Origin of the sequence: Acinetobacter sp. WC-743, assembly GCF_000335555.1 — a bacterium.
GTDB lineage: Bacteria > Pseudomonadota > Gammaproteobacteria > Pseudomonadales > Moraxellaceae > Acinetobacter > Acinetobacter bereziniae.
In genome coordinates this window covers 150,099-171,512 of record NZ_AMFQ01000132.1, presented here as the reverse complement: position 1 = coordinate 171,512, position 21,414 = coordinate 150,099, and the positions used below count along the sequence as shown (strand labels likewise).

21 protein-coding genes and 1 pseudogene are annotated in these 21,414 nt (G+C 39.1%); 16 read left to right on the top strand and 6 right to left on the bottom strand.

What is annotated here, in order from left to right; translation table 11 throughout:
• Both ACINWC743_RS20540 and pcaD read left to right on the top strand, forming a co-directional pair.
• Positions 1-365 (top strand): annotated as a pseudogene (locus ACINWC743_RS20540) (acetyl-CoA C-acyltransferase); the annotation flags it as partial.
• Between the two features lie 85 nt (positions 366-450).
• The gene (gene pcaD / locus ACINWC743_RS20535; protein WP_009586813.1) at positions 451-1,230 is read left to right on the top strand and encodes a 3-oxoadipate enol-lactonase; all 780 of its coding nucleotides are present in this window, start codon (positions 451-453) and stop codon (positions 1,228-1,230) included.
• A gap of 264 nt (positions 1,231-1,494) precedes the next feature.
• Here pcaD and mobR read toward each other — a convergent pair whose 3' ends face one another.
• On the bottom strand, positions 1,495-3,177 hold the full coding sequence (gene mobR, locus ACINWC743_RS20530; RefSeq protein WP_009586751.1) for a phenol degradation transcriptional regulator MobR: 1,683 nt from the start codon (positions 3,175-3,177) through the stop codon (positions 1,495-1,497).
• Between the two features lie 416 nt (positions 3,178-3,593).
• On the opposite strand from mobR, the gene ACINWC743_RS20525 reads away from it, so the two are divergent.
• From ACINWC743_RS20525 to ACINWC743_RS20480, 10 genes are all read left to right on the top strand, one after another.
• Positions 3,594-3,884 (top strand): phenol hydroxylase subunit, encoded by a 291-nt coding sequence (locus ACINWC743_RS20525; RefSeq protein ID WP_009586699.1) that lies wholly within the window; start codon positions 3,594-3,596, stop codon positions 3,882-3,884.
• 18 nt (positions 3,885-3,902) lie between these two features.
• Positions 3,903-4,904 carry an aromatic/alkene monooxygenase hydroxylase subunit beta gene (locus ACINWC743_RS20520; protein WP_009586747.1) on the top strand — a complete coding sequence of 334 codons (1,002 nt, stop codon included), beginning with the start codon at positions 3,903-3,905 and terminating at the stop codon, positions 4,902-4,904.
• A gap of 12 nt (positions 4,905-4,916) precedes the next feature.
• On the top strand, positions 4,917-5,186 hold the full coding sequence (locus ACINWC743_RS20515; protein WP_005033116.1) for an MmoB/DmpM family protein: 270 nt from the start codon (positions 4,917-4,919) through the stop codon (positions 5,184-5,186).
• A 69-nt stretch (positions 5,187-5,255) separates the two neighbouring features.
• Positions 5,256-6,782 (top strand): aromatic/alkene/methane monooxygenase hydroxylase/oxygenase subunit alpha, encoded by a 1,527-nt coding sequence (locus ACINWC743_RS20510; RefSeq protein WP_004829543.1) that lies wholly within the window; start codon positions 5,256-5,258, stop codon positions 6,780-6,782.
• 95 nt (positions 6,783-6,877) lie between these two features.
• Positions 6,878-7,240, top strand: a complete 363-nt coding sequence (locus tag ACINWC743_RS20505) for a phenol hydroxylase subunit P4 (protein WP_009586774.1) — start codon at positions 6,878-6,880, stop codon at positions 7,238-7,240.
• 11 nt (positions 7,241-7,251) lie between these two features.
• Entirely contained in the window at positions 7,252-8,313 is a 1,062-nt protein-coding gene (locus tag ACINWC743_RS20500) for an NADH:ubiquinone reductase (Na(+)-transporting) subunit F (RefSeq protein ID WP_009586690.1), read from the top strand.
• Positions 8,314-8,416: 103 nt separating this feature from the next.
• Positions 8,417-9,337 carry a catechol 1,2-dioxygenase gene (gene catA, locus ACINWC743_RS20495; RefSeq protein WP_035301510.1) on the top strand — a complete coding sequence of 307 codons (921 nt, stop codon included), beginning with the start codon at positions 8,417-8,419 and terminating at the stop codon, positions 9,335-9,337.
• Positions 9,338-9,433: 96 nt separating this feature from the next.
• On the top strand, positions 9,434-10,315 hold the full coding sequence (locus tag ACINWC743_RS20490) for a SphA family protein (RefSeq protein WP_009586809.1): 882 nt from the start codon (positions 9,434-9,436) through the stop codon (positions 10,313-10,315).
• A 205-nt stretch (positions 10,316-10,520) separates the two neighbouring features.
• Positions 10,521-10,934, top strand: a complete 414-nt coding sequence (locus tag ACINWC743_RS20485; RefSeq protein ID WP_009586765.1) for a MerR family transcriptional regulator — start codon at positions 10,521-10,523, stop codon at positions 10,932-10,934.
• An 89-nt stretch (positions 10,935-11,023) separates the two neighbouring features.
• On the top strand, positions 11,024-11,830 hold the full coding sequence (locus tag ACINWC743_RS20480; RefSeq protein ID WP_009586705.1) for a type 1 glutamine amidotransferase domain-containing protein: 807 nt from the start codon (positions 11,024-11,026) through the stop codon (positions 11,828-11,830).
• Between the two features lie 607 nt (positions 11,831-12,437).
• On the opposite strand, the gene ACINWC743_RS25110 is transcribed toward ACINWC743_RS20480, so the two are convergent.
• Both ACINWC743_RS25110 and ACINWC743_RS20475 read right to left on the bottom strand, forming a co-directional pair.
• Complete coding sequence (locus ACINWC743_RS25110) at positions 12,438-12,560, bottom strand: hypothetical protein (protein WP_009586795.1); 123 nt, start codon at positions 12,558-12,560, stop codon at positions 12,438-12,440.
• 1 nt (position 12,561) lies between these two features.
• Positions 12,562-13,803 (bottom strand): NADH:flavin oxidoreductase/NADH oxidase family protein, encoded by a 1,242-nt coding sequence (locus ACINWC743_RS20475; protein ID WP_009586742.1) that lies wholly within the window; start codon positions 13,801-13,803, stop codon positions 12,562-12,564.
• Positions 13,804-14,119: 316 nt separating this feature from the next.
• Between ACINWC743_RS20475 and ACINWC743_RS20470 the strand changes: the two genes are divergently transcribed.
• A complete protein-coding gene (locus ACINWC743_RS20470; RefSeq protein ID WP_009586800.1) occupies positions 14,120-16,357 on the top strand; it encodes a TonB-dependent siderophore receptor in 2,238 nt (745 codons plus the stop codon).
• Between the two features lie 108 nt (positions 16,358-16,465).
• On the opposite strand, the gene zigA is transcribed toward ACINWC743_RS20470, so the two are convergent.
• From zigA to ACINWC743_RS20455, 3 genes are read right to left on the bottom strand one after another with little or no spacing between them, the layout of a single operon-like run.
• Positions 16,466-17,692, bottom strand: a complete 1,227-nt coding sequence (gene zigA / locus ACINWC743_RS20465; protein ID WP_009586727.1) for a zinc metallochaperone GTPase ZigA — start codon at positions 17,690-17,692, stop codon at positions 16,466-16,468.
• An 8-nt stretch (positions 17,693-17,700) separates the two neighbouring features.
• Complete coding sequence (locus ACINWC743_RS20460) at positions 17,701-18,105, bottom strand: hypothetical protein (protein ID WP_009586718.1); 405 nt, start codon at positions 18,103-18,105, stop codon at positions 17,701-17,703.
• Positions 18,106-18,107: 2 nt separating this feature from the next.
• Entirely contained in the window at positions 18,108-18,845 is a 738-nt protein-coding gene (locus tag ACINWC743_RS20455) for a D-Ala-D-Ala carboxypeptidase family metallohydrolase (protein ID WP_009586704.1), read from the bottom strand.
• Between the two features lie 756 nt (positions 18,846-19,601).
• Between ACINWC743_RS20455 and fimA the strand changes: the two genes are divergently transcribed.
• The 3 genes from fimA to ACINWC743_RS20440 are packed head-to-tail and all read left to right on the top strand — an operon-like array spanning position 19,602 to position 21,414.
• Positions 19,602-20,159: a type 1 fimbrial major subunit FimA gene (gene fimA, locus ACINWC743_RS20450; RefSeq protein WP_009586731.1), complete on the top strand. Its 558-nt coding sequence runs from the start codon at positions 19,602-19,604 to the stop codon at positions 20,157-20,159.
• 54 nt (positions 20,160-20,213) lie between these two features.
• The gene (locus ACINWC743_RS20445; protein ID WP_005033145.1) at positions 20,214-20,693 is read left to right on the top strand and encodes a hypothetical protein; all 480 of its coding nucleotides are present in this window, start codon (positions 20,214-20,216) and stop codon (positions 20,691-20,693) included.
• A gap of 19 nt (positions 20,694-20,712) precedes the next feature.
• Positions 20,713-21,414, top strand: coding sequence for a fimbria/pilus periplasmic chaperone (locus tag ACINWC743_RS20440; protein ID WP_009586694.1), 702 nt, complete (start codon positions 20,713-20,715; stop codon positions 21,412-21,414).

Sequence of the window (21,414 nt, the reverse complement as noted above, 5' to 3'; positions counted from 1 at the left end):
AAATCATTGCAGCGACGACAGTCGGTATAGAACCTCGAATCATGGGATTTGCACCTGCACCAGCGATCAAGAAATTACTTCAACAGGCAAATCTGAGTTTGGCGCAGATGGATGTGATTGAGCTGAATGAAGCCTTTGCCGCCCAAGCTTTGGCAGTGACTCGTGATTTAGGCTTGGCAGATGATGATGCACGGGTCAATCCGAATGGTGGTGCGATTGCTTTGGGGCATCCATTGGGTGCATCAGGTGCGCGCTTGGTGACAACCGCCCTCAACCAACTTGAACAGATTCAAGGGCAATATGCCTTGTGTTCAATGTGCATCGGTGTGGGTCAAGGCATCGCCATGATTATTCAACGCGTTTAATTTTAATTTAAAACAAGATTTTGTAGCCAACCATTAAAGTTGTTGGTCTTTCAATATCATCAAACAGGCAAAAGGATCAGTTTCTATGCCAACATTCCAGTCAGATGATGCTGTCATTCATTATCAAACATGGGGTAAGCCGACTCAGCCTGCCCTTGTATTTTCCAATTCGTTGGGTACTCAACTGAGTATGTGGCAGGCTCAAATTGAATATTTTCAAAAAGATCATTTTATCATAGCCTATGACACCCGTGGTCATGGGCAATCGACAGCACCTCAAGGACCCTATTCTATCGAACAGTTGGGTCAAGATGTCATTCATTTATTGGATCAGCTCAATATTCAAAAAGCAGATTTTTGCGGAATTTCAATGGGTGGCTTAACAGGTCAATGGTTAGCCATTCATCATCCGCAACGATTTAACCATGTTGTGATCTGCAATACTGCTGCAAAAATTGGTCAGGAATCTGCTTGGTTAGCACGTGCCGAATTGGTGCGTGAGCAAGGCTTAACCCCGATTGCAGAAACAGCAGCACTTCGTTGGTTTACCGAGCCCTTTATCCAAAGTCAAACAGCGATTGTAAAATCCATGAGTAACGACCTCGCAGCTAGCAGCACAGAGGGTTATGCAAGTTGTTGTGAGGCTTTGGCTAAAGCGGATTTAACCACTCGAATCAATAGCATTACGGTACCTGTCTTGGTGATTGCTGGTGCACAAGATCCAGTGACGACTGTTGTAGATGGGCAATTTATGCAGGAGCAAATCCCTGAGTCTGAACTCTTTGTGATTGAAGCATCGCATATTTCCAATGTAGAAAAACCGCAACAATTTAATCAAGCCTTGGCAGATTTTCTAGTCTCTTGATGATTTTAAATCTTCTTTGAATCTGTAGTCTTAAGTAAAAACTCACACTGGTGAGTTTTTACTGTTCAATTCATTGGTTTTTAGAATATTAATTTGCCTCCGAAGCCTCATTCTTTCCACTCAACATCTTAGCTTCGCCATAAAGTAGACAAACTGCACCAAGATGTTTTGAATATGATTCAAACCTTTGATTTATTAAATAAATTTATATGGCGATATAGCTATGGATTGAATCGGTTGTCATCTCGATGCATGCTGATCTCTTTATGGTAAATCAATTTTCTTTAATCGATAATCCAAGGTCGCCCGACTAATTCCCAAAATTCGAGCAGCTTCTGAAACATTTTGGCGACTTTTGTCCATAGCCGTACGAATAATGTCTTGTTCAAATTGTTCCAAGGAAAAATGTTCAGTCAATAATTCATCAATATTGATATTCATGTGTGTCGAATGAGATGTACTTTCCACATCTTTATGCTGTGGAAATAAACTGTCTAATTTTATTTCCTGTTGATGATCCGTCAATAATGTTGCACGTTCTAACAAATTTTCTAATTCACGAATATTACCCGGCCAATCATATTTCATCACGAAACTTTTAGCTTTATCACTTAAGCCTTTTAAGGTTTTGTCGTACATATTTTCAAACCGTGCCAAAAAGTGATTGATCAATAAAGGAATATCTTCTTTACGCTCACGTAAAGGTGGAATCAAAACAGGAAAAATATTAAGGCGATAATATAAATCTGCTCGAAACTTGCCATCTTTCACAGCTTGTTCCAAATCCTCATTGGTTGCTGCAACAATTCTGACATCAACTTGACGTGTACGAGTATCTCCTACCCGTTCAAACTCACCCTCTTGTAACATTCTTAACAAGGCAGCTTGCGCACGTGGTGAAAGCTCAATGACTTCATCAAGAAAAATCGTTCCACCGTGAGCACGTTCAAATTTTCCCATTCGAGATTGAGTCGCCCCTGTAAATGCACCTTTTTCAACACCAAAAAGTTCTGACTCAATTAAATCTGGAGGAATACAAGCACAATTGACCGCAACAAAAGGTTGGCGTTTACGCTGACTGGCATTATGGATACCACGAGCAAATGCTTCCTTACCTACACCTGTTTCACCTTGCAATAAAACAGCCACTTTACTGCCTGCTGCTTTTTTCAGTAAATCACATACTTGACGGTAAGCCACTGATTCACCCACCGCATTGAACATGGTGTAATCACTTTCTGCGTCTGTGTAAATATTCTTTTTCAACGCATTGAGTTCAGCCTGTAAGGCAATGATTTCATCTGAAATAGGATCTGGTGACATAAAACGAATCAGCTCATCAGCATTTTCCCATTCACTTAAAGGTTTACCAATAATTCGACAATGGTCATCCCCTTGAGCGACACAATGTGTTTCCTGATAGATAATGGTCTGTCCCATCACAAAACTACTGTAACCACAAGCATAACCCAAGAGCATCCAACAAGCTGGTTCATCGGAAGAACCAAACTCACTCAAATGAACTTCAGCTTCAAATGAGTTCAGCCAATTAAAATCCGCATAAAACTGCTTTAGATCATGACTGAGGTGCAACTCATTGACTTCTACCTGCACCATGCCACGAATACCGTGCATTTGTGGTCCCGCCATAAATGCTTCAGCTTCATTTAAATTGGGGCGAAGTTTAGAGGTCACTTCTGCGTCACGCATGCCAGCTTGATAACCACAACGAATAAAGAAACGTTTGGTTCTTTCAAGCCCTAGCATCTGAAACAAATCTTTTCTTAAAAACCCCATGATACTGGTATGCATCAACAACATACGATTTTCATCAAACCAGATTTGACCATGTCGGGTATCAAAAACGATTTTATCCAATAGATCTTGAATATCTTTGTTTTGTTCAAGTATCTGCTTATATACCTTCACATTTTTGGCTTGGGGCATGATATCCATCCTTGGCTATATGTCTTTTGTGAATGCAACCTTGATATTACCTAATTCCGACTAAAAAGCTTTACTACCTTATTCTTATATTTTTATACCTTAGAGGTATATTATCTTAATTTTGAGCTATATCAGTCGCTTAAAAAAATCTTATTTCATAAATAAAAAAATAAACGAATGGATCAATCAATAAGGTGTTTATTGTTTTGATGAAATCTGATTAAACCAATGTTCATCATTTGATGAAAATCTCTATTAATCTCCTCTCTTTCAATCAACACAAAATTTTTAAACAATTGTATTTAAATATAAAAATAAAGTTGGCACGACTTTTGGAATATCTATAGGGAATTATCTGAAGAGCATGATGCTCTGCATCAAAACTGTTGTTGATGTTGACCAAAAGGATTCCACTTATGGTAGATGCCACACCCACTCACCCACTGGTGAAATACATTCGAATTACTGGTGATCGTAATGCCAAATTCGTTGAGTTTGATTTTGCAATTCATGATCCAACCCTATTTGTTGAATTGGTTTTACCCCAACAGGCATTTCAGCACTTTTGTGAAATTAACCATGTAATCGAAATGACCGCAGAACAACAGGCTTGGAATGACGCGCAGGAAGATAAATGGCGCTACGGCATTGAACCCACTGTTCTCAATCATACGCGCCAATATGCTGATCAAGAAGATCAGGCTTAAGTCGAAAAGGAGAATGAAATGACTTTAGAAATTAAAACATCCAATTTAGAGCCGATTCGCCAAAGCTATGCCTATATCGAACGTCGCTTTGGTAGCAAACCTGCCACCCGTTATCAGGAAGTCAGTTTTGATGTACAGGCATCCACCAACTTTCACTATCGTCCATTGTGGAAGCCTGAAAAAACGTTAAATGATCAAACCCATACAGCTTTGAAAATGCAAGACTGGTATGCATTTAAGGATCCTCGTCAGTTCTACTATGGTGCTTATGTGCAACATCGCGCACGTATGCAAGATACTGCTGAAAGTAATTATTCATTTTTTGAAAAACGTCAATTGGTTGACAACCTCAGTGATGCAGTCAAACAAAAAATCATCACTTGTTTATTGCCATTTCGCTATGTCGAACAGACTGCCAACTTACACATGATGTCAGGGAGTGCTTATGGCTATGGAACCGTGATCACCCAAGCCTGTATTTTTGCAGCAATGGATCGTTTAGGGATGGCGCAATATATTTCCCGTATCGGTCTGATGCTCGACGGTCATACAGGTGAATCCTTAGCACAGGCGAAACAAGCTTGGATGAATGATGAGATGTGGCAACCTCTACGCAAACTTTGCGAGCACAGCCTGACAGAGCAAGATTGGTTCAAACTCTACATCCTGCAAAATCTGCTGATCGACACCTTCTTACAAGAACTGATCTTTGGACAACTCGATCAATGGCTTGTTGAACATGGTGGGCGTGATATCGCCATCCTCACCGAATTTGTTAAAGACTGCTTAACTGATTTACGTAAGTGGTCTGACAGTGTTTTAAAAACTGCGATTTCAGAATCAGAAGAAAATAAAACTTTAATCCAATCATGGATAACCGAAATGCTTCCAAACGTTCAACTGGCATTTCAAAGTTGGGCACAAAACGCACTACCTGACAGCAATATTGATACTGCACTGAATGCTCTTTCAGAACGCAGTAAAAAGGTAGGTTTGGTTTTACTTGATTCAGCAGCATAAGGAATTGCCATCATGAGTTCTAAAGTTTATTTAGCCTTACAAGACAATGACACCTCACGTTATATCATTGAAGCCATTGAACAGGACAATCCTGAAGCAAACATCCAATATCTCCCAGCCATGATACGCGTAGAAAGTACAAGCATTTTGGTGATTCGAGCTGAAACAGTATCAGAAAAGCTCGGACAGGATTGGGACATTCAAGAACTGCAACTCAACATGATCACATTGGGTGGCAATGTAGAGGAAGATGATGACAGTTTTACCCTGAAGTGGAATTAAACCCGTCGCCCTACATCAAAGCAAAACATCAGAAGCAGGCAGCTTCAAGCCATTGAAAGGATAATCAAAATGAATAGCCAAGCAAAAGTCAGCAATAAAAAACTCAATGCCAAAGAACGTTATCGAATATTGACCCGTGATCTGGACTGGGAGTTTTCCTATGCAGATCGAAAAGATGCCTTTCCTTATGAAGAATTCGAAGGCATAAAAATCACTGACTGGTCTAAATGGGAAGACCCGTTCCGTTTAACTATGGATGCCTATTGGAAATACCAAGCTGAAAAAGAAAAGAAACTGTATGCCATTTTTGATGCATTTGCGCAAAACAATGGACAAATGAATGTTTCGAATGAACGTTATGTCAATGCCATCAAACTGTTTTTAACCGCAGTGACCCCGTTGGAATATCAAGCTTATCAGGGTTATGCACATGTTGGACGCCAATTTGGTGGAATCGGCGCTCGGATTGCTTCACAGATGCAATCTATCGATGAATTACGTCATGTACAAACCCAGATTCATGCGATGAGTCATTACAACAAGTTCTTTGACGGTTTCCAAGATTGGGCACATATGCATGATCGTGTTTGGTATTTATCCGTTCCGAAATCATTCTTTGAAGATGCCCGTTCAGCTGGACCGTTTGAGTTTTTATTGGCGATCAGTTTTGCCTTTGAATATGTATTGACCAATCTGTTATTCGTACCATTTATGTCAGGCGCAGCCTATAACGGTGATATGGCAACTGTCACCTTTGGCTTTAGTGCCCAATCAGATGAAGCACGCCACATGACACTCGGTTTAGAAATTGTCAAATTCTTACTTGAACAGCATGAAGATAATGTGCCAATCGTTCAAGAATGGATTGATAAATGGTTCTGGCGTGGCACCCGTTTGCTCTCCATCGTCGGCATGATGATGGACTATATGTTGCCAAATAAAGTCATGTCATGGAAAGAAGCTTGGGAAACCTACTTTGAAGAAGCAGGTGGTGCATTATTCAAAGACCTTAGTCGCTATGGCATTCGTATGCCGAAATACAGTGAGGTCATCACCAAAGAAAAAGAGCATGTATCACACCAAGCATGGTGGATTTTCTATAACTTTGGTCATGCGGCTGGCTTCCATACTTGGATTCCAACAGATGAAGAAATGGATTGGTTATCTGCAAAATACCCTGACACTTTTGATCAATACTATCGCCCACGCTGGGAACTGGCACGCAAAATGGAAGCCGAAGGTAAACGCTTCTATAGCGCAGGCTTACCACAACTTTGCCAAGTCTGCCAAATTCCAATGACATTTACAGAGATGGATGGCGACCAAACCATGTTCAGTTATCGTGAATCAATTTACCAAGACGAACGCTACCATACCTGTTCAGATGGCTGCCATGACATTTTTGAAAGAGAGCCTGAAAAATACATCCAAGCTTGGTTGCCTGTTCATCAGATTTTACAAGGCAATTGCGGTGGTCCTGACTTAGAAAGCATTTTAAGGGACTACTACAATTTCAATGTGGGTGCAGACAATCTTGACATAGAAGGTTCCCCAGACCAAAAACGCTGGAAAAAATGGAAAGGTAACGCGGCTTAATCCATCACTCAAAACAACAGCAACAAGGAACGGATGTCGTCGCTAACGACTGCATCCTCTCAAGGATTTATTCAAAAAATTTGAGGAATTACCCCATGACCGTAAAAGCGATTGTAGAAAATTATCAATTTGAACCTTTAGATCTCCAGCAAAAATACGGCGACAATATGCTGCTATTTATTGGTTGGGACCATCATACACTTTTTTGTTCTGCCCATACTTTTGTCGTTTCAGCGCATCAAACTTTTCAAGAGTTGCTTGATGGACAGATTCAAGTAGGTTTCGAGCAACATCCTGACTTTGCAAATATTGATTGGTCAAAAGTTGAGTTTTACCTTAACCGGCAACGATTAAACGTGGATCTTTCTAAATCTTTAGCGGATTTGGGTTTTGATCACAAATCACTCCTACGCTTTGTTACGCCTGAATTACAGGGTTACAACGGCACACACGTTTAAGGAGAATGAAGATGAGCTATCAAGTTACCATCGAACCCATCGGTACCACGATTGAAGTAGAGCAAGATCAAACTATTTTGGATGCTGCATTACGCCAAGGGGTTTGGCTACCCTTTGCCTGTGGGCATGGCACATGCGGGACTTGCAAAGTCCAAGTCACAGACGGTTTCTACGATGTTGGCGAGGCTTCACCGTTTGCATTGATGGATATTGAACGAGAAGAAAATAAAGTTTTGGCCTGCTGTTGTAAACCTGAATCTGACATGATCATCGAGGCAGATGTGGATGAAGATGAGGATTTCTTAGGTTACTTGGTTCAAGACTACCAAGCAAAAGTGGTCGAAATGACCGACTTATCACCGACGATTAAGGGCATCCGTTTTGAAATTGATCGTGAGATGGCATTTCAAGCTGGACAATATATCAATCTCCATATCCCCAATGTCGAAGGGACTCGTGCATTTTCAATTGCAAACTCACCCAGTGAAACCAATATCATCGAATTGCACATTCGTAAAGTCGAAGGCGGTCAGGGAACACAGTATATCCATGAACAGTTAAAGCTGGGAGATAAACTCGCTCTTTCAGGTCCATATGGGCAATTCTTTGTACGTAAGTCTGACCAACAAAATGTCATCTTTATCGCAGGCGGTTCGGGGCTGTCCAGTCCGCAATCCATGATCATGGATCTGCTTGAACAAGGTGATCAACGCATCATATATCTTTTCCAAGGCGCACGTGATCTGGCTGAATTGTATAACCGAGAAAAATTTGAACAGCTTGTCAAAGAATATCCAAATTTCAGATACATCCCTGCGCTTAATGCACCCAAATCAGCAGACGATTGGACAGGTTTTACAGGCTTTGTTCATGAAGCTGTAGCCAATTATTTCGAGCACAAATGTGGTGGACACAAAGCCTATTTATGTGGACCGCCTCCGATGATTGATGCAGCTATTTCTACACTGATGCAAAGCCGTTTGTTTGAAAAAGATATTCATACTGAACGTTTCTTGAGTGCTGCGGATGGTGCAAAGGAACAATCACGTTCAGCACTTTTCAGACACATTTAGACCTAACGCATGTCTTTATACAATTTTAGTCAAAGATACAGTTGAGTGATCTCGACAAAACAAGATCACTCCCGACAGTCATATCAATCAAAGGAAGATGATGATGAACCGCCAAGAAATAGATAAATTAGTTCAACAAATGAATGTAGACACTGCAACAGGTGAAGTAAATCCACGTGTTCAGCAAATTGTGGTTCGCCTACTTGGAGACTTGTTCCAAGCTATTGAAGACTTGGATATATCTCAAACTGAACTTTGGAAAGGTTTAGAATACTTTACCGATGCTGGTCAAGCCAACGAGCTTGGTCTGTTGGCAGCAGGATTAGGCTTAGAACACTATTTAGATCTGCGTGCTGATGAAGCCGATGCGAAAGCTGGTATTACAGGTGGAACACCACGCACGATCGAAGGTCCATTATATGTTGCAGGTGCACCTGAATCTGTCGGCTTTGCACGTATGGATGATGGTTCTGAATCGGATCATGTTGATGCGTTGATCATTGAAGGTATTGTCACAGATACGGCTGGAAATAAAATTCCCAATGCCAAAGTAGAAATTTGGCATGCCAATAGTCTAGGCAATTATTCTTTCTTTGATAAATCTCAGTCTGAGTTTAATTTGCGCCGTAGTATTTTCACAGATGCCAATGGTCAATATGTCGCACAAACCACCATGCCTGTAGGTTATGGCTGTCCACCGGATGGTACGACACAAGCACTACTCAATTTGCTGGGTCGTCACGGCAATCGACCATCTCATGTTCACTATTTTGTCTCTGCGCCAGGTTATCGCAAACTCACCACCCAATTCAATATTGATGGTGATCAATATCTTTGGGACGACTTTGCCTTTGCCACACGTGAAGGCTTAATTGCCACGGCAAGTGAAGTTACAGCTGTTGACGAGATTAAAAAATATAATTTAGATCAGCCTTTTAAGCACATTAGCTTTCACTTTGAATTGGTCAAAGAGACTCAACAAATTCCCTCAACAGAAGTTAATCGCCGTAGAGCAGCAGCTTAACCTCAAACATCACGATTTTATCTAACACAATGTACCTATACAGAAGCTTATAGGTACAGCTCGATGTCATAAAAATATCATTGAAAAGGATTTTCTATGAAACAATTCATCTTAAAACTTTCACTTACATTAATGCTCGGTTTAAGCACGCACATCGTTCATGCTACGGAAAATGGTGCAGACTCATTTGCCTTGGGTGCAGAAGGTATGATGGCAGGTGCCTTACCTCCACCGGGTGTTTACTTATTGACTTATTATCAAAATTATCATGCAGGACATTTTGATCAAGGTCCTCCCAATTTTCATTTAGACGTCAATGCTTTTATTCCTCGACTGGTTTGGATGACAGAGCAAAACTATTGGGGAGGTCAACTTGGATTCTATGCGATTCAACCGATGGTCGATTTGCGCCTTTCAGCAGCAGGTATGTCAGACCATAACACCGCCTTGGGTGATCTAATGCTCGGTTCAATGCTTGGTTGGCACCGTGGTAATCATCACTGGATTGGCGCGATTGAAACAGTGCTTGCTACTGGAAAATATGACAAAGCAAGCATCACTCAACCTTTGGTTGCCAATATAGGAAAAAACTACAATACCGTACGACCAATTTTTGGCTATAGCTATGCACCTGAAAATGGTTTAGACCTTTCTACGAAAATCTCTTATAGCTTTAATACAGAAAACGATGATACACATTATCGATCTGGAGATTATTTTGCAGGAGATTACAGTATAGGCTATAAGCTTTCAGATCATGTTAAAGTTGCTATTGAAGGTTATGCGTTTAAGCAAACCAAATCAGATCGCCAACATGGTGACAATATTGGTATGCGTGGACAGGTTTTGGCTGTTGGTCCTGCTGTACAATATCAAGATAAAAACTGGTCGGTCGAAGCAAAATATTTAACCGAGACTCAAGTTGAAAATCGCCCAGAAGGTCATACTGGACTATTAAAATTTGTTTGGGCGTTCTAACTTCAAACTGGTCTGTTTTGACCATAGGATGTTCACCAATCTTGTATTTTCATGACGCTACTACTGAAAATACAAGATTCCTTCCAGAAAAAATCCCACTGCTCTTTATCTTTACGCTCAATGAAATTCAGATTGATCTTTTCATCTTGCTTTTGATGATGTGAAAGCCTAAAGTAAACTTTAGTGTTAAAAAGAAATTAGTAAAATGAATATCAGTCAATTATCTAAACAAAGCGGACTAAGTACGCCGACGATTCGTTATTATGAGCAAATCAAACTACTCCCCAAAGCCAAAAGAAAATCAAATGGTTATAGAGAGTACAGTGAAGATGATCTTAAACAGCTTTTTTTGATTCAACAGGCACAACAAGTCGGTTTTTCATTGAATGAAATTAAGTCTTTCTTACCCTCTCAAGTTGGTCAATGGAATCACGACATATTGATCGGTATTTTAGAAAGTAAAATTAAAGATATTGAAGAATTAGAACAAAAGTTAAGCCTCAGCAAACTGAATCTACGCACCATGATTCACGCAATCAATAACAAACCTGATGAAATTACTTGTGCGGAAAATGCACAACGCTTGCTGAATCTTTATTATGCAAAGGAACAAATGTAGCCCAGTTATCCATAAATCATAAAAGTGCTTGACCTTAAACCTCACTTTAAGCATAGCATTGAATACAGGTGGACGATTAGGAACCTGTTATGTTTAAACGTTGGAATCTTCTTTATCGGTGGATGGGCATTTTTATGGTGATATTCGCAAGTGGTCAAAGCACAGCATCTGAATCTACTCAACAAACTAACCCCGTAAAATCAAGCGGAAAAATTTTGGTCGTTATGACCAATCATGCAACGTATCCCTCACGTTCTGATACGACAGGATTATGGCTGACTGAGCTTACTCATTTTTATGATGTTGCTCAAGCAGCAGGATACGACATGGATTTTGTCAGCCCTCAAGGTGGTACTGTTCCACTGGATGAACGCAGTTTAAAATCTATCTACATGGATGCATCAGCTAAAGCACATCTGGCAGACCCGAAATTTGTACAGCGACTGAACACCACACTGGCACCTAATGCAATTGATCCAGCACATTATCAAGCCGTTTACTATACTGGTGGGCATGGGACGATGTGGGATTTTCCCAACAATCAAGCCCTACAAAAGATCAGTGAAAAAATTTATCAACAAGGTGGGATTGTTTCAGCAGTATGTCATGGTGTCGGTGGATTATTGCCTTTAAAAAAACAAAATGGACAACCGCTGATTGCAGGAAGAACTGTGACCGGTTTTGCCAATATTGAGGAAACGTTGTCTGGAATTAAATCTCAAGTTCCCTTTTCTCTACAAAACAATTTAATACAACGCGGTGCTCAATATAAACGAGGTTTTCTCCCTTTTACCTCTTATGTGATTTCTGATGACAGGATCATCACTGGACAAAATCCTCAATCCAGTAAAGAAGTTGCTGAGGCTGTGATAAAACGATTAAAAAGTCTAAATTAACCTGAGTTCGATGTAATTAAATCTTCAACTCATTGAAAAATAATAAATCTCCATGGAGTCTTGCTGCGTTTTCATCCAATTTTAGGATGAGGAGCGGCGCTCCGCAAGCGCAACCATCAATAGCGTTTCATTTCTCTTGATCAATAAAATTAAAGCGATCAATAGATTGTTTGATGATCTAAGGCTTGCACTGCCACACTTTATTTCTAAAGTTTAAATTGTTTTGCGTAGGCGATGGCTCACTTTTCAGAGATGAAAAGTGACAAAAATCTTTCGTTGAGCGAGGGGTACATCCTATATACCCCCCGCTCAACATGGCGACATCCATGTCGCTTCACGATAGCAAGACCATATATAGATTCAAAAGGGCGAAATAAATGAATCATCCAAATCACTTGTATGAATAATCAGGAGGTTTGGCTGTATCATCTTTCATCAATGATTTTTATCGAACTCAGGTTAAATTAATTTCTTAAAAAAATTGCTCGATGTTATAAAAAACCAGATCACTTGATCTGGTTTTTCTTTATTCATACATTTTGAGTCAATTAAGAGTGAATAAGAAGTACAACTCAATCGACATCTCACTTCTTTCAACTTTTGAATATTAACAAATCACCAATTCGCCTGAATCTTGAAGCTGAGTAACGAACTGATAATCCATCAATTTAGCAGGCGTATAGCCATTTGCACCATAAATCATCCAATTCAAATCATGATTTTGTCCCATCTTATCCCCTCGCTTTTAAGATATTTGCCATCGCATGCTTATACTGACGAGTACGACGTGCCATCGCAGTTTGTTGTAAAATCAATGCCCATAAGGGGGACACTTGAGGATTGGGCGTTTTACCTAAACTGAGTTTACGTAGCTGAAATTTAACTGTTGCCATATTGGCAAGTGATGCAAGCGTTTTATTCTTCCATGAAATTGCTTTCAAAGTCGGTGCTATATTTTGTCCTTGCTTCCATGCATTCGGTAAGTTTGGATCAATGGCTAAAGCCGTAGCAATTCCAACCATATCGACACCACTCTCTATGACCTGTTCAGCAACTTGTTTACGGCGAATACCACCTGTGACCATCACGGGCATTTTGGCAATCTTGCGAATCTCTTGCGCAAACTCCAAAAAATAAGCTTCACGTGCCAAAGTTCGACCATCTCGCGCTTGTCCTTGCATCGCGGGGGCTTCATAACTGCCACCTGAAAGTTCAACCAAGTCGACCGCCAATTCATTCAACATTTCGACTACAAGTTGAGCATCTTCAGCACTAAAACCTCCACGCTGAAAGTCTGCTGAATTAAGTTTCACTGCCACCGTAAACTGATCTGAGACCACTGCTCGAACTGCTTTGACAATTTCAAGTAAAAGACGTGCACGATTTTCAAGTGAACCGCCCCATTGATCTTGGCGTTTATTACTGAGCGGTGATAAAAACTGGCTCAATAGATAGCCATGCGCTGCATGGATTTCGACTCCCGTAAAACCTGCTTTTTCGCCTAACCGAGCCGTATTTGCGAAACGTTGAATCACTTCATCAATCATCGTTTGAGTCATTTCAATTGGTAAATTAAAACGATCTGACATTTTGCCTAAATCTAATCCAACAGCAGATGGTGCCCAAGTTGCTTGACCCAGATTGGACTGCATTTGACGACCAGGATGGTTGATTTGCAGCCAAACTTGTGCCCCTTGAGAACGTGCTATCTGAGTCCAACGTTTAAAAATGTCCAAGTGTTTATCATCTTCAAGTACCACACCACCAGGTCCAGTCATTGCACGACGATCCACCATGACATTACCTGTAATAATCAGTCCTGCACCACCATCAGCCCAAGCTTGATATAAACGCATCAATGCTTCAGAAGGTGCGTGATTTAAATCTGCCATATTTTCTTCCATCGCAGCTTTCGCTATACGATTGGCAATCTCAGAACCATTTGGAAATATCAATTTTTCGAAGACTTTCATTTTATCGCCTCATTGGGTATAGCTCTACTTTAAGTTTAAAGTTAACTTTAATGTCAATCTTTTTTTTGGAACAATTTTACTCCCAATCAATTTACTTTCTGATACATTTAATCATTATGAGTTTAATGAAATGAACAATAAATTTTCATGTATTTAATTTTAAAAAATTACATATAAAATAATATATTACATAAATTTAAATCTTATTTTTTCTTTAAATATCAAAATAATTATTTATAAATTATGACATTTTCGTAGCTTTTTGTAATCTTATTGATAATAATAACGATTCTTATTAGCATAATTTATCACTATTATGGACAAGCAATTTCGACAAACGGCATTAAACATTGCAATCAAGTCATTCTTGATATGTGGTGCAATTTCTCATACTGCTTTTGCACAAGAACAACCATCCAATACTGATCTGTCTGTTCTCCCAACCATTACCGTCAAAGCAGATACTCAAGATGAAAAAACTGAAGGAAGTGGCAGTTATAAAGCCAATTCATCACGATCATCTTCGAAACTCAAGTTATCTTTAAAAGAAACACCACAATCTGTGAGTGTAGTCACACGTGAACAAATTGAGCAACGTGGTCTCACTATTTTGGATGATGTACTTGCTGCCACTCCCGGTGTAACAGCAACAAAGAATGACAGTGAACGTTCTAACTACTATTCCCGTGGCTTTGCAATCAGCAACCGACAAATTGATGGTATGCCTGTAGGTGACAACGCTCCTCGCTTCGACAGCTTTTTCTTTGACCGTATTGAAGTCGTCAAAGGTGCATCAGGTCTAACAGGTTCAACAGGAAGCCCTTCTGCAACCATCAATATGGTTCGTAAACGTCCTGAAAAAGAGTTTAAGGGCAATGTCAGCTCCACCTATGGCTCATGGGACAACACCCGTGTTGAAGCCGATGTTTCTATTCCACTCACTCAAGATGGCAGTGTTAGAAGCCGATTCATGGCAGCTTATACTGACAAAGAATCCTATATGGATCGTTATAAACTAAAGTCAACAGCCGCGATGGGGATTATCAGTGCAGATTTAACGGCAAACACAACTGCCTCTGTTGGGTTCCAATATCAAGACAATGACCCTAAAGGCTCAACGTGGGGAACAGTGCCATATTTCAATGCTGATGGAAGTAAAGCGAATTTTTCGCGAAACTTTAGCTTGTCTGCGGACTGGAGCTCAATTGCCAATACAGATAAAACAGTTTTTGCAGATATAGAACATACTTTTGCCAATGATTGGTTGGTAAAAGCTGCAATTGCACACAGCACTTCGGATAACAGTTGGATCGTGGCTTATGGTGGGAGTGGTTTTCCAGACCCAAGCACAGGTAAAGGTTTAAGTCTATGGAGTATGGTCAGCCCTTATGCTGAAAGTAAAAAGCTCAATATTGATTTTTATGCAACTGGTTCATTTCAATTGTTAAACCGCCAACATGATTTAATCATTGGTTATAGTGGATTCAAAAGTGAAAATACTTCATTAAGTGTTAACAGCAAAATAGCATATCCTGCTGCTATACCAGATTATCGAGAGTGGACAGGAAATATTCCGAAACCGACATATGAAAAAAATGGTGCAGGTAGTACCAATACCACAGAACTTTACGGCGTATATTCAACTTTACGTTTAAATCTGGCTGACCCGCTTAAGTTAATTTTAGGCGCACGTTATAGCTCCTATGATTACAAAGTCGATAAATGGGATCCTAACGCTGCTGTTTCTCCTACAAAGCCACGTAATTTTGATCAACTCATCCCCTATGCAGGGATTTTATATGACATCAATGATACTTATACTGCTTATACCAGCTATACCAAAGTATTCAATCCCTCCACACGACGAGATCGCTTTGGTGACTATTTAGATCCTGAAATGGGTAACACCACTGAACTGGGTATTAAAGCGGATCTATTGGACGGTAAGTTACTGACCAGTGCGGCTTTATTTTGGTCAGATGTCAAAGACCTTGCTGTAGAAGATGTTGAATACCGCGAAGGTGTAAAAAACGGCACCATTGCTAAAGTTGATGAGATGGATACTGCCTATATGTCAACGGGCAAAGGGCTTAAAGTCAATGGTTTTGAATTAGAAGCCATTGGTAAATTACAGGAAAACTGGAATCTAAGTTTTGGGTATACTTATGTCAATAGTGTCAGCTCTGCAAATGCTAATGCTTTAAGCAATATTCCTCAAAACCAAGTGAAATTATTTAGCAGTTATACCCTGCCTGAAAATCTTTGGTCAGGCTCAGAAAAATTGACGATAGGTGGCGGCATCAACTGGCAAAGTGAGATTTCACAAAAATGGGGAGGAGCGCCTGCAAATGCCTACAATGGTGGTGTAGTCACTCAAAAGGCTTATTACTTGGCAAATGCTTTTGCCAGTTATAAATTGAGTGATGAGCTGACTGCAAGTCTAAATATCAATAATTTATTTGATGAAAAATACTACTTAAATGTCGGTTTTTATAACGGCGTTTATTGGGGTGAACCGCGTAATGTCACCCTTACATTAAGAGCAAAGTTTTAATTTAATCTAGGGTTTTCATTGATCAAAAGAATAAAGGAGTGCTTAACTAAAAGCACGCCTTTTAAACCATACTCACAACTAGACACTGACTGAGCTATACATCATGGATTAATGGGTTGCGATAGAATCCGCCCAATCACTAAATGGATTATCAAAAGTTTGCCATTTTTCTGCACCCAATGCCATTTCTGTATCCGTCAACAAACATGCATCCAATTGATTAATTAATTCAGATTGATTCATATCCAGTCCAATTAAAACAATTTCTTGGCGAGCATCACCTGTTTGTTCATCCCAGTTTCCCTGAATGACATCCAGACTGTGCTGATCTTCTGGCCAATGTTCATCAGACACGGCTGCCCACCAATATCCAGCCACACCATGTCTTGCCAACGCACCTGCTTGTGACCAAGATCCTGCCAACTCAGGATTTGATGCCAACCAAAAGTAACCTTTAGAACGAATGACACCTTGCCATTCAGTTTGAATAAAATCAAAGAACCTTTGCGGATGAAATGGTCGTCTGGCACGATAAACGAAACTTTGAATACCATACTCTTCTGTTTCGGGGGTATGTTCACCGCGCAGTTCTTTAAGCCAACCCGGCGCTTGTGCGGCTTCATAAAAATCAAATAAATGAGTATTCAATATTCGATCCAAATTCACTTGACCAAATTCAGAAACTTCAATTTTTGCTCGGGGGTTCAACGATTGTAAAATTTTAAACAGCTTGTCCTGCTCGGGTGGCTGAATCAAATCAATTTTATTCAGCACAATCACATCACAAAACTCAATTTGATCAATCAATAAATCAACCACATTACGACTATCATGTTCCCCTAATGACTCGCCTCTCGCTTGTAAACTATCCAGAGAGCTATAGTCTTTTAAAAAATTATAGGCATCAACCACAGTCACCATCGTATCAAGACGGGCAAATTCATTCAGTGAAATGCCATTTTCATCTTCAAAAGTAAAGGTTTCTGCAACTGGTAAAGGTTCAGAAATACCTGTAGATTCAATCACCAATTGATCAAAGCGCTGCTCCTCTGCCAAACGTCGGACTTCAACCAATAAGTCTTCTCTTAAGGTACAACAAATACAACCATTACTCATTTCAACCAACTTTTCATCGGTCCGTGAAAGTTCTGCACCGCCCTCTCGAACTAAAGCAGCATCAATATTGACCTCAGACATATCATTGACGATCACTGCAATCTTGCGACCCTCACGATTATTCAAGATATGATTCAGTAAAGTCGTTTTTCCAGCACCTAAGAAACCTGATAAAACAGTGACAGGAAGCTTTTGGGGAGTGGCTAATAAGTTATTCATTGGCATTCTCACTTTAAAATTGTATGGTTTTCATGCGCCGATACACACGCAAAACACTGACCGAGGACTTCTAAATATTCACATTTGGCGTTAAATTTTTTTGCGTTTAAGGATTGTTTGACACATCTGTCAAAATGGGGAATGACAATACTTTGCACCTGTTGACAATGGGTACAGACCGTTAAGATTTGATAAGGCGTTTCCAAATTTGCAACTGTGGCGATATATAGATTTAAACTATTCAGTTTAATAATAAGTTTCTGCTCACACAGTTGTTTAAGTACTCTATAAATCTGCATAGGGGCTTGAAAACCATAAGGCTTGGCTTTTTCCAAAAGTTGATATGCGCTCATTGCCTTATGTTCTGCCTGTAAAATTTGCAAAAGCATTTGCTGCGCCTGAGCTTGTTTCATTTTTATTGATCCTGCTTTTTATGATTGTTTAGAAAAGTATTCATACATGGAGATGAGTGATAACGATGATCTGCTCCCCAAGTGCGATAACCTGCACTATCAATATGGATTTGCCCCGATGGATAGACGCCTAAACCCATATTGAGTTGTTGACCATAGTCATGCCAAAACTTGCAAAGTTTTATTTTTGTGCCTTGAATAACAACCAATTCTTTTTCATCTGGCATTTCAGAACCAATTCGAAAGTCTAAAGCCGCATTAAAAATATGTTTTGAAGCGCTTGCACCATTGGCGCATCGGTTGAGATTTAAATTTCGATAAACTGAAGTCACTGTGAAATCATTCAAAATCTGCTGATCAATCAGCTGGTCCAGAATGTTGAGTGTAGGCACGATATTGCGCCACAACGCTTGAGGAGGAATTTCAAATTCAGTTGCATTGCATCTTTGCCAATCTCTCGCAGTTTGGAAAAACTCAAAATTAGGCACATAAGTATGTATGCCTTGTTGTTTTAAAAATTTTTTATAATGTTCAATCGCTTGTTGGTTAACTGCATCTTGCTCCCACACCAAAAAAGAAGCCGGCACGTTTTTGATAGGCTGTTTATCTACTTGATGATTTGTCCTAACGAGCTTGGATAAAGACTGGTTGATCGTCATGAACTGTTGTTTTGAGTCTAATGCGTTTTGGCTACATGCCGAAACGCATCCAATCAATCCAATAAAGTAGCATCGTTTCATTTCACTAAAATCCAAGCTCAAAAGACAATGTTCAATTATCAATAATTAATTGTTATGTTATAATATAACAATTAATGAATGCAAATATAGTCAAAACATCAATACACACACAACTTATATGATCGTTAATTTTTTTTAAACAAATGAGGCATCAAGTCATCCAAAGAATGCGGCTAAAATTATTTTTTAAACGGGTTAAAAGTATTTTCATTTAAGCCTTTTAAATATGTATTATTCAAAAACCACCATCTCAAACAAATAAATTCTCAATCACCAGTTTCTGTTTAAAAAACCACAATAATAAATTTTAATTTAAATTAAAAAATACTAAACAAATGCATGCCTTTTTATAAAATTACAATACCGTAATAAATTAATATTTCAAAACCATTTTAAATATAATATTTTTCACATATAATTTTCATTATCTACATAATATTAAATAATAATTTTAAATTTAAATCATGATTTTAAACATTAAAAATAAACAAAATTAGAGACTTAATTCACAATAATAATAATTAATAAAAATAAAGTCACAAAAATAATAATCGTCGTTAAATACAATCTAATCGCGTTTAAAATACAAAGTTTTCCCTTGCGGTAAATATCAATATGTTCGTGTGTTTATTACATCTGTCACTATTTTTAAAAAACAGTACGAATAAACAGCGTTTATTGATGCCATAACAAATGAAGTCAATAAACAAAAAAGAAAGTGTTGAATATCAATTTTTTTAACGAATAGGTTTTACTATGAAATTTAGTACATTAGGTCTAATCGCAATCTCTACATTCGGTGTTTCTGCTTCTGCTTTAGCTGCTCCTGTTGAAGTAAAAGGTGGAACAGTCAACTTTAAAGGCGATCTTGTCAATGCTGCATGTGCAGTAAGTACAAGTTCTACAAATCAAACCGTAACACTCGGTCAAATTCGTACAGCAAGCTTTACCAAAGCTGGTGATAAAACAACTGCTGTACCTTTTGAAATCAAACTTGTCGACTGTGACACTGCAGTTCAAGCAACTGCAGCGGTTGCTTTCCAAGGTAATGCTGTAGGTGGTACAGCTGGCGCTAAACTATTAGCAGTGTCTGCTGCTGATGCAAACGGCACCGCAGCAAAAAATGTCGGTATTGAAATTGCGGACCACACTGCAAAAGTATTGGGCTTAACAGGTGCGGATTACTCAACAGCAAAAACACTTATTACTGGTGATAACACGCTTCAGTTCAGTGCACGTTATGTAGCTACAGATGCTGCCACTACACCTGGTCAAGCAAATGCAAATGCAACCTTTACAGTGAAATATGAGTAATTATTCTTTCGGGAATAATTTCTAAGCAATTGACTAAATGAGCTTATTTTACCCATGAAAAAATATATAGCCCTGATTGCTGGGATATTGGTTAGCACTCATATTTATGCTGAAAGTTATGTATTTGGTGGAAAAGCTCAATTTCTGGGGGCTTTACTCAATCAAAGTTGCTCAATTTCGATTGAAAGTATAGTTGATACTTCGACTAGAGCTCCCCAATCCCCTATTCAAATTAACTTTTCAACCTGTTCTGTTGACTACTATAGCAATCTCATCATCAGTTTATCTGAACCCAATCAGTTAAAAAAAGAGATGTTTACCACCACAGCACAAACAAAAAGTGAGTTTGATAAAGAAATTAATATTCAAAGTGCTGAACATAAACGTTTAGGTGAAAGATTTATCCAACATATTGACCTACCTAAACATTATGACGATGAATCACCAAAAAGTGTACGTGTTTACTTAAATAAGCCTTTTGAAGATTCACCTACTCAAGCACCACATTTTTTAATTTCTATTTTTTATCCATAAGTAAATTCTAAAGGTTTATATGAACTTGAACTTATTTAAACAAGGTCTTCTTGGTATAACCTTAGCCTGTATGACTGCGACAAGTTTTGCAAACACCAATGGTTCTGGTGGTATTTCACTGGGTGCAACCCGTGTGATTTATCCAACCGATGCAAAACAAGTTTCTTTGCCGATCATTAACAGCAATAGCAAAGAGCGCTTCTTGATCAATGCATGGGTAGAAGATTCTTCAGAGAATAAATCTAAAGATTTTCTGATTACTCCACCCTTATTTGTTGCTGAAGCGAACGCTGAAAATACCTTACGTATTATCAATGTGGCACCGAATCTCCCTCAAGATCGTGAATCTGTGTTTTGGATCAATGTCAAAGCGATTCCCTCGATTGATAAGTCAACATTGACCGATAAGAATGTTTTACAGCTTGCGGTTTTATCTCGCATCAAACTGTTTATTCGACCTACAGGTTTAACCACTAAAGCTGAAGACTCATTGAATACACTCAAGTTTTCTAAAACTGCTGACGGTATTACAGTCAATAACCCATCTCCCTATCATGTGTCTTTTGTCAATCTTTATTTAGATGACAAAAAATTACCCAATGTGATGGCAGCTCCATTAACGCAGACAAAAATCGCAGACAGCTCTGGCGGTAGCTTGAGCTATCAAACAGTCAATGATTATGGTGGTTTAACGTCTAAAGTGAATTTAGAACTGAAGTAA

Coding starts and splice junctions, on each gene's coding strand:
- zigA (WP_009586727.1), bottom strand. CDS start 17,692: ATGAATAACTTATTAGCCACTCCCCAAAAGCTTCCTGTCACTGTTTTA.
- fimA (WP_009586731.1), top strand. CDS start 19,602: ATGAAATTTAGTACATTAGGTCTAATCGCAATCTCTACATTCGGTGTT.
- ACINWC743_RS20525 (WP_009586699.1), top strand. CDS start 3,594: ATGGTAGATGCCACACCCACTCACCCACTGGTGAAATACATTCGAATT.
- mobR (WP_009586751.1), bottom strand. CDS start 3,177: ATGCCCCAAGCCAAAAATGTGAAGGTATATAAGCAGATACTTGAACAA.
- ACINWC743_RS20445 (WP_005033145.1), top strand. CDS start 20,214: ATGAAAAAATATATAGCCCTGATTGCTGGGATATTGGTTAGCACTCAT.
- ACINWC743_RS20460 (WP_009586718.1), bottom strand. CDS start 18,105: ATGAAACAAGCTCAGGCGCAGCAAATGCTTTTGCAAATTTTACAGGCA.
- ACINWC743_RS25110 (WP_009586795.1), bottom strand. CDS start 12,560: ATGGGACAAAATCATGATTTGAATTGGATGATTTATGGTGCAAATGGC.
- pcaD (WP_009586813.1), top strand. CDS start 451: ATGCCAACATTCCAGTCAGATGATGCTGTCATTCATTATCAAACATGG.
- catA (WP_035301510.1), top strand. CDS start 8,417: ATGAACCGCCAAGAAATAGATAAATTAGTTCAACAAATGAATGTAGAC.
- ACINWC743_RS20455 (WP_009586704.1), bottom strand. CDS start 18,845: ATGAAACGATGCTACTTTATTGGATTGATTGGATGCGTTTCGGCATGT.
- ACINWC743_RS20510 (WP_004829543.1), top strand. CDS start 5,256: ATGAATAGCCAAGCAAAAGTCAGCAATAAAAAACTCAATGCCAAAGAA.
- ACINWC743_RS20505 (WP_009586774.1), top strand. CDS start 6,878: ATGACCGTAAAAGCGATTGTAGAAAATTATCAATTTGAACCTTTAGAT.
- ACINWC743_RS20440 (WP_009586694.1), top strand. CDS start 20,713: ATGAACTTGAACTTATTTAAACAAGGTCTTCTTGGTATAACCTTAGCC.
- ACINWC743_RS20485 (WP_009586765.1), top strand. CDS start 10,521: ATGAATATCAGTCAATTATCTAAACAAAGCGGACTAAGTACGCCGACG.
- ACINWC743_RS20490 (WP_009586809.1), top strand. CDS start 9,434: ATGAAACAATTCATCTTAAAACTTTCACTTACATTAATGCTCGGTTTA.
- ACINWC743_RS20470 (WP_009586800.1), top strand. CDS start 14,120: ATGGACAAGCAATTTCGACAAACGGCATTAAACATTGCAATCAAGTCA.
- ACINWC743_RS20500 (WP_009586690.1), top strand. CDS start 7,252: ATGAGCTATCAAGTTACCATCGAACCCATCGGTACCACGATTGAAGTA.
- ACINWC743_RS20520 (WP_009586747.1), top strand. CDS start 3,903: ATGACTTTAGAAATTAAAACATCCAATTTAGAGCCGATTCGCCAAAGC.
- ACINWC743_RS20475 (WP_009586742.1), bottom strand. CDS start 13,803: ATGAAAGTCTTCGAAAAATTGATATTTCCAAATGGTTCTGAGATTGCC.
- ACINWC743_RS20515 (WP_005033116.1), top strand. CDS start 4,917: ATGAGTTCTAAAGTTTATTTAGCCTTACAAGACAATGACACCTCACGT.
- ACINWC743_RS20480 (WP_009586705.1), top strand. CDS start 11,024: ATGTTTAAACGTTGGAATCTTCTTTATCGGTGGATGGGCATTTTTATG.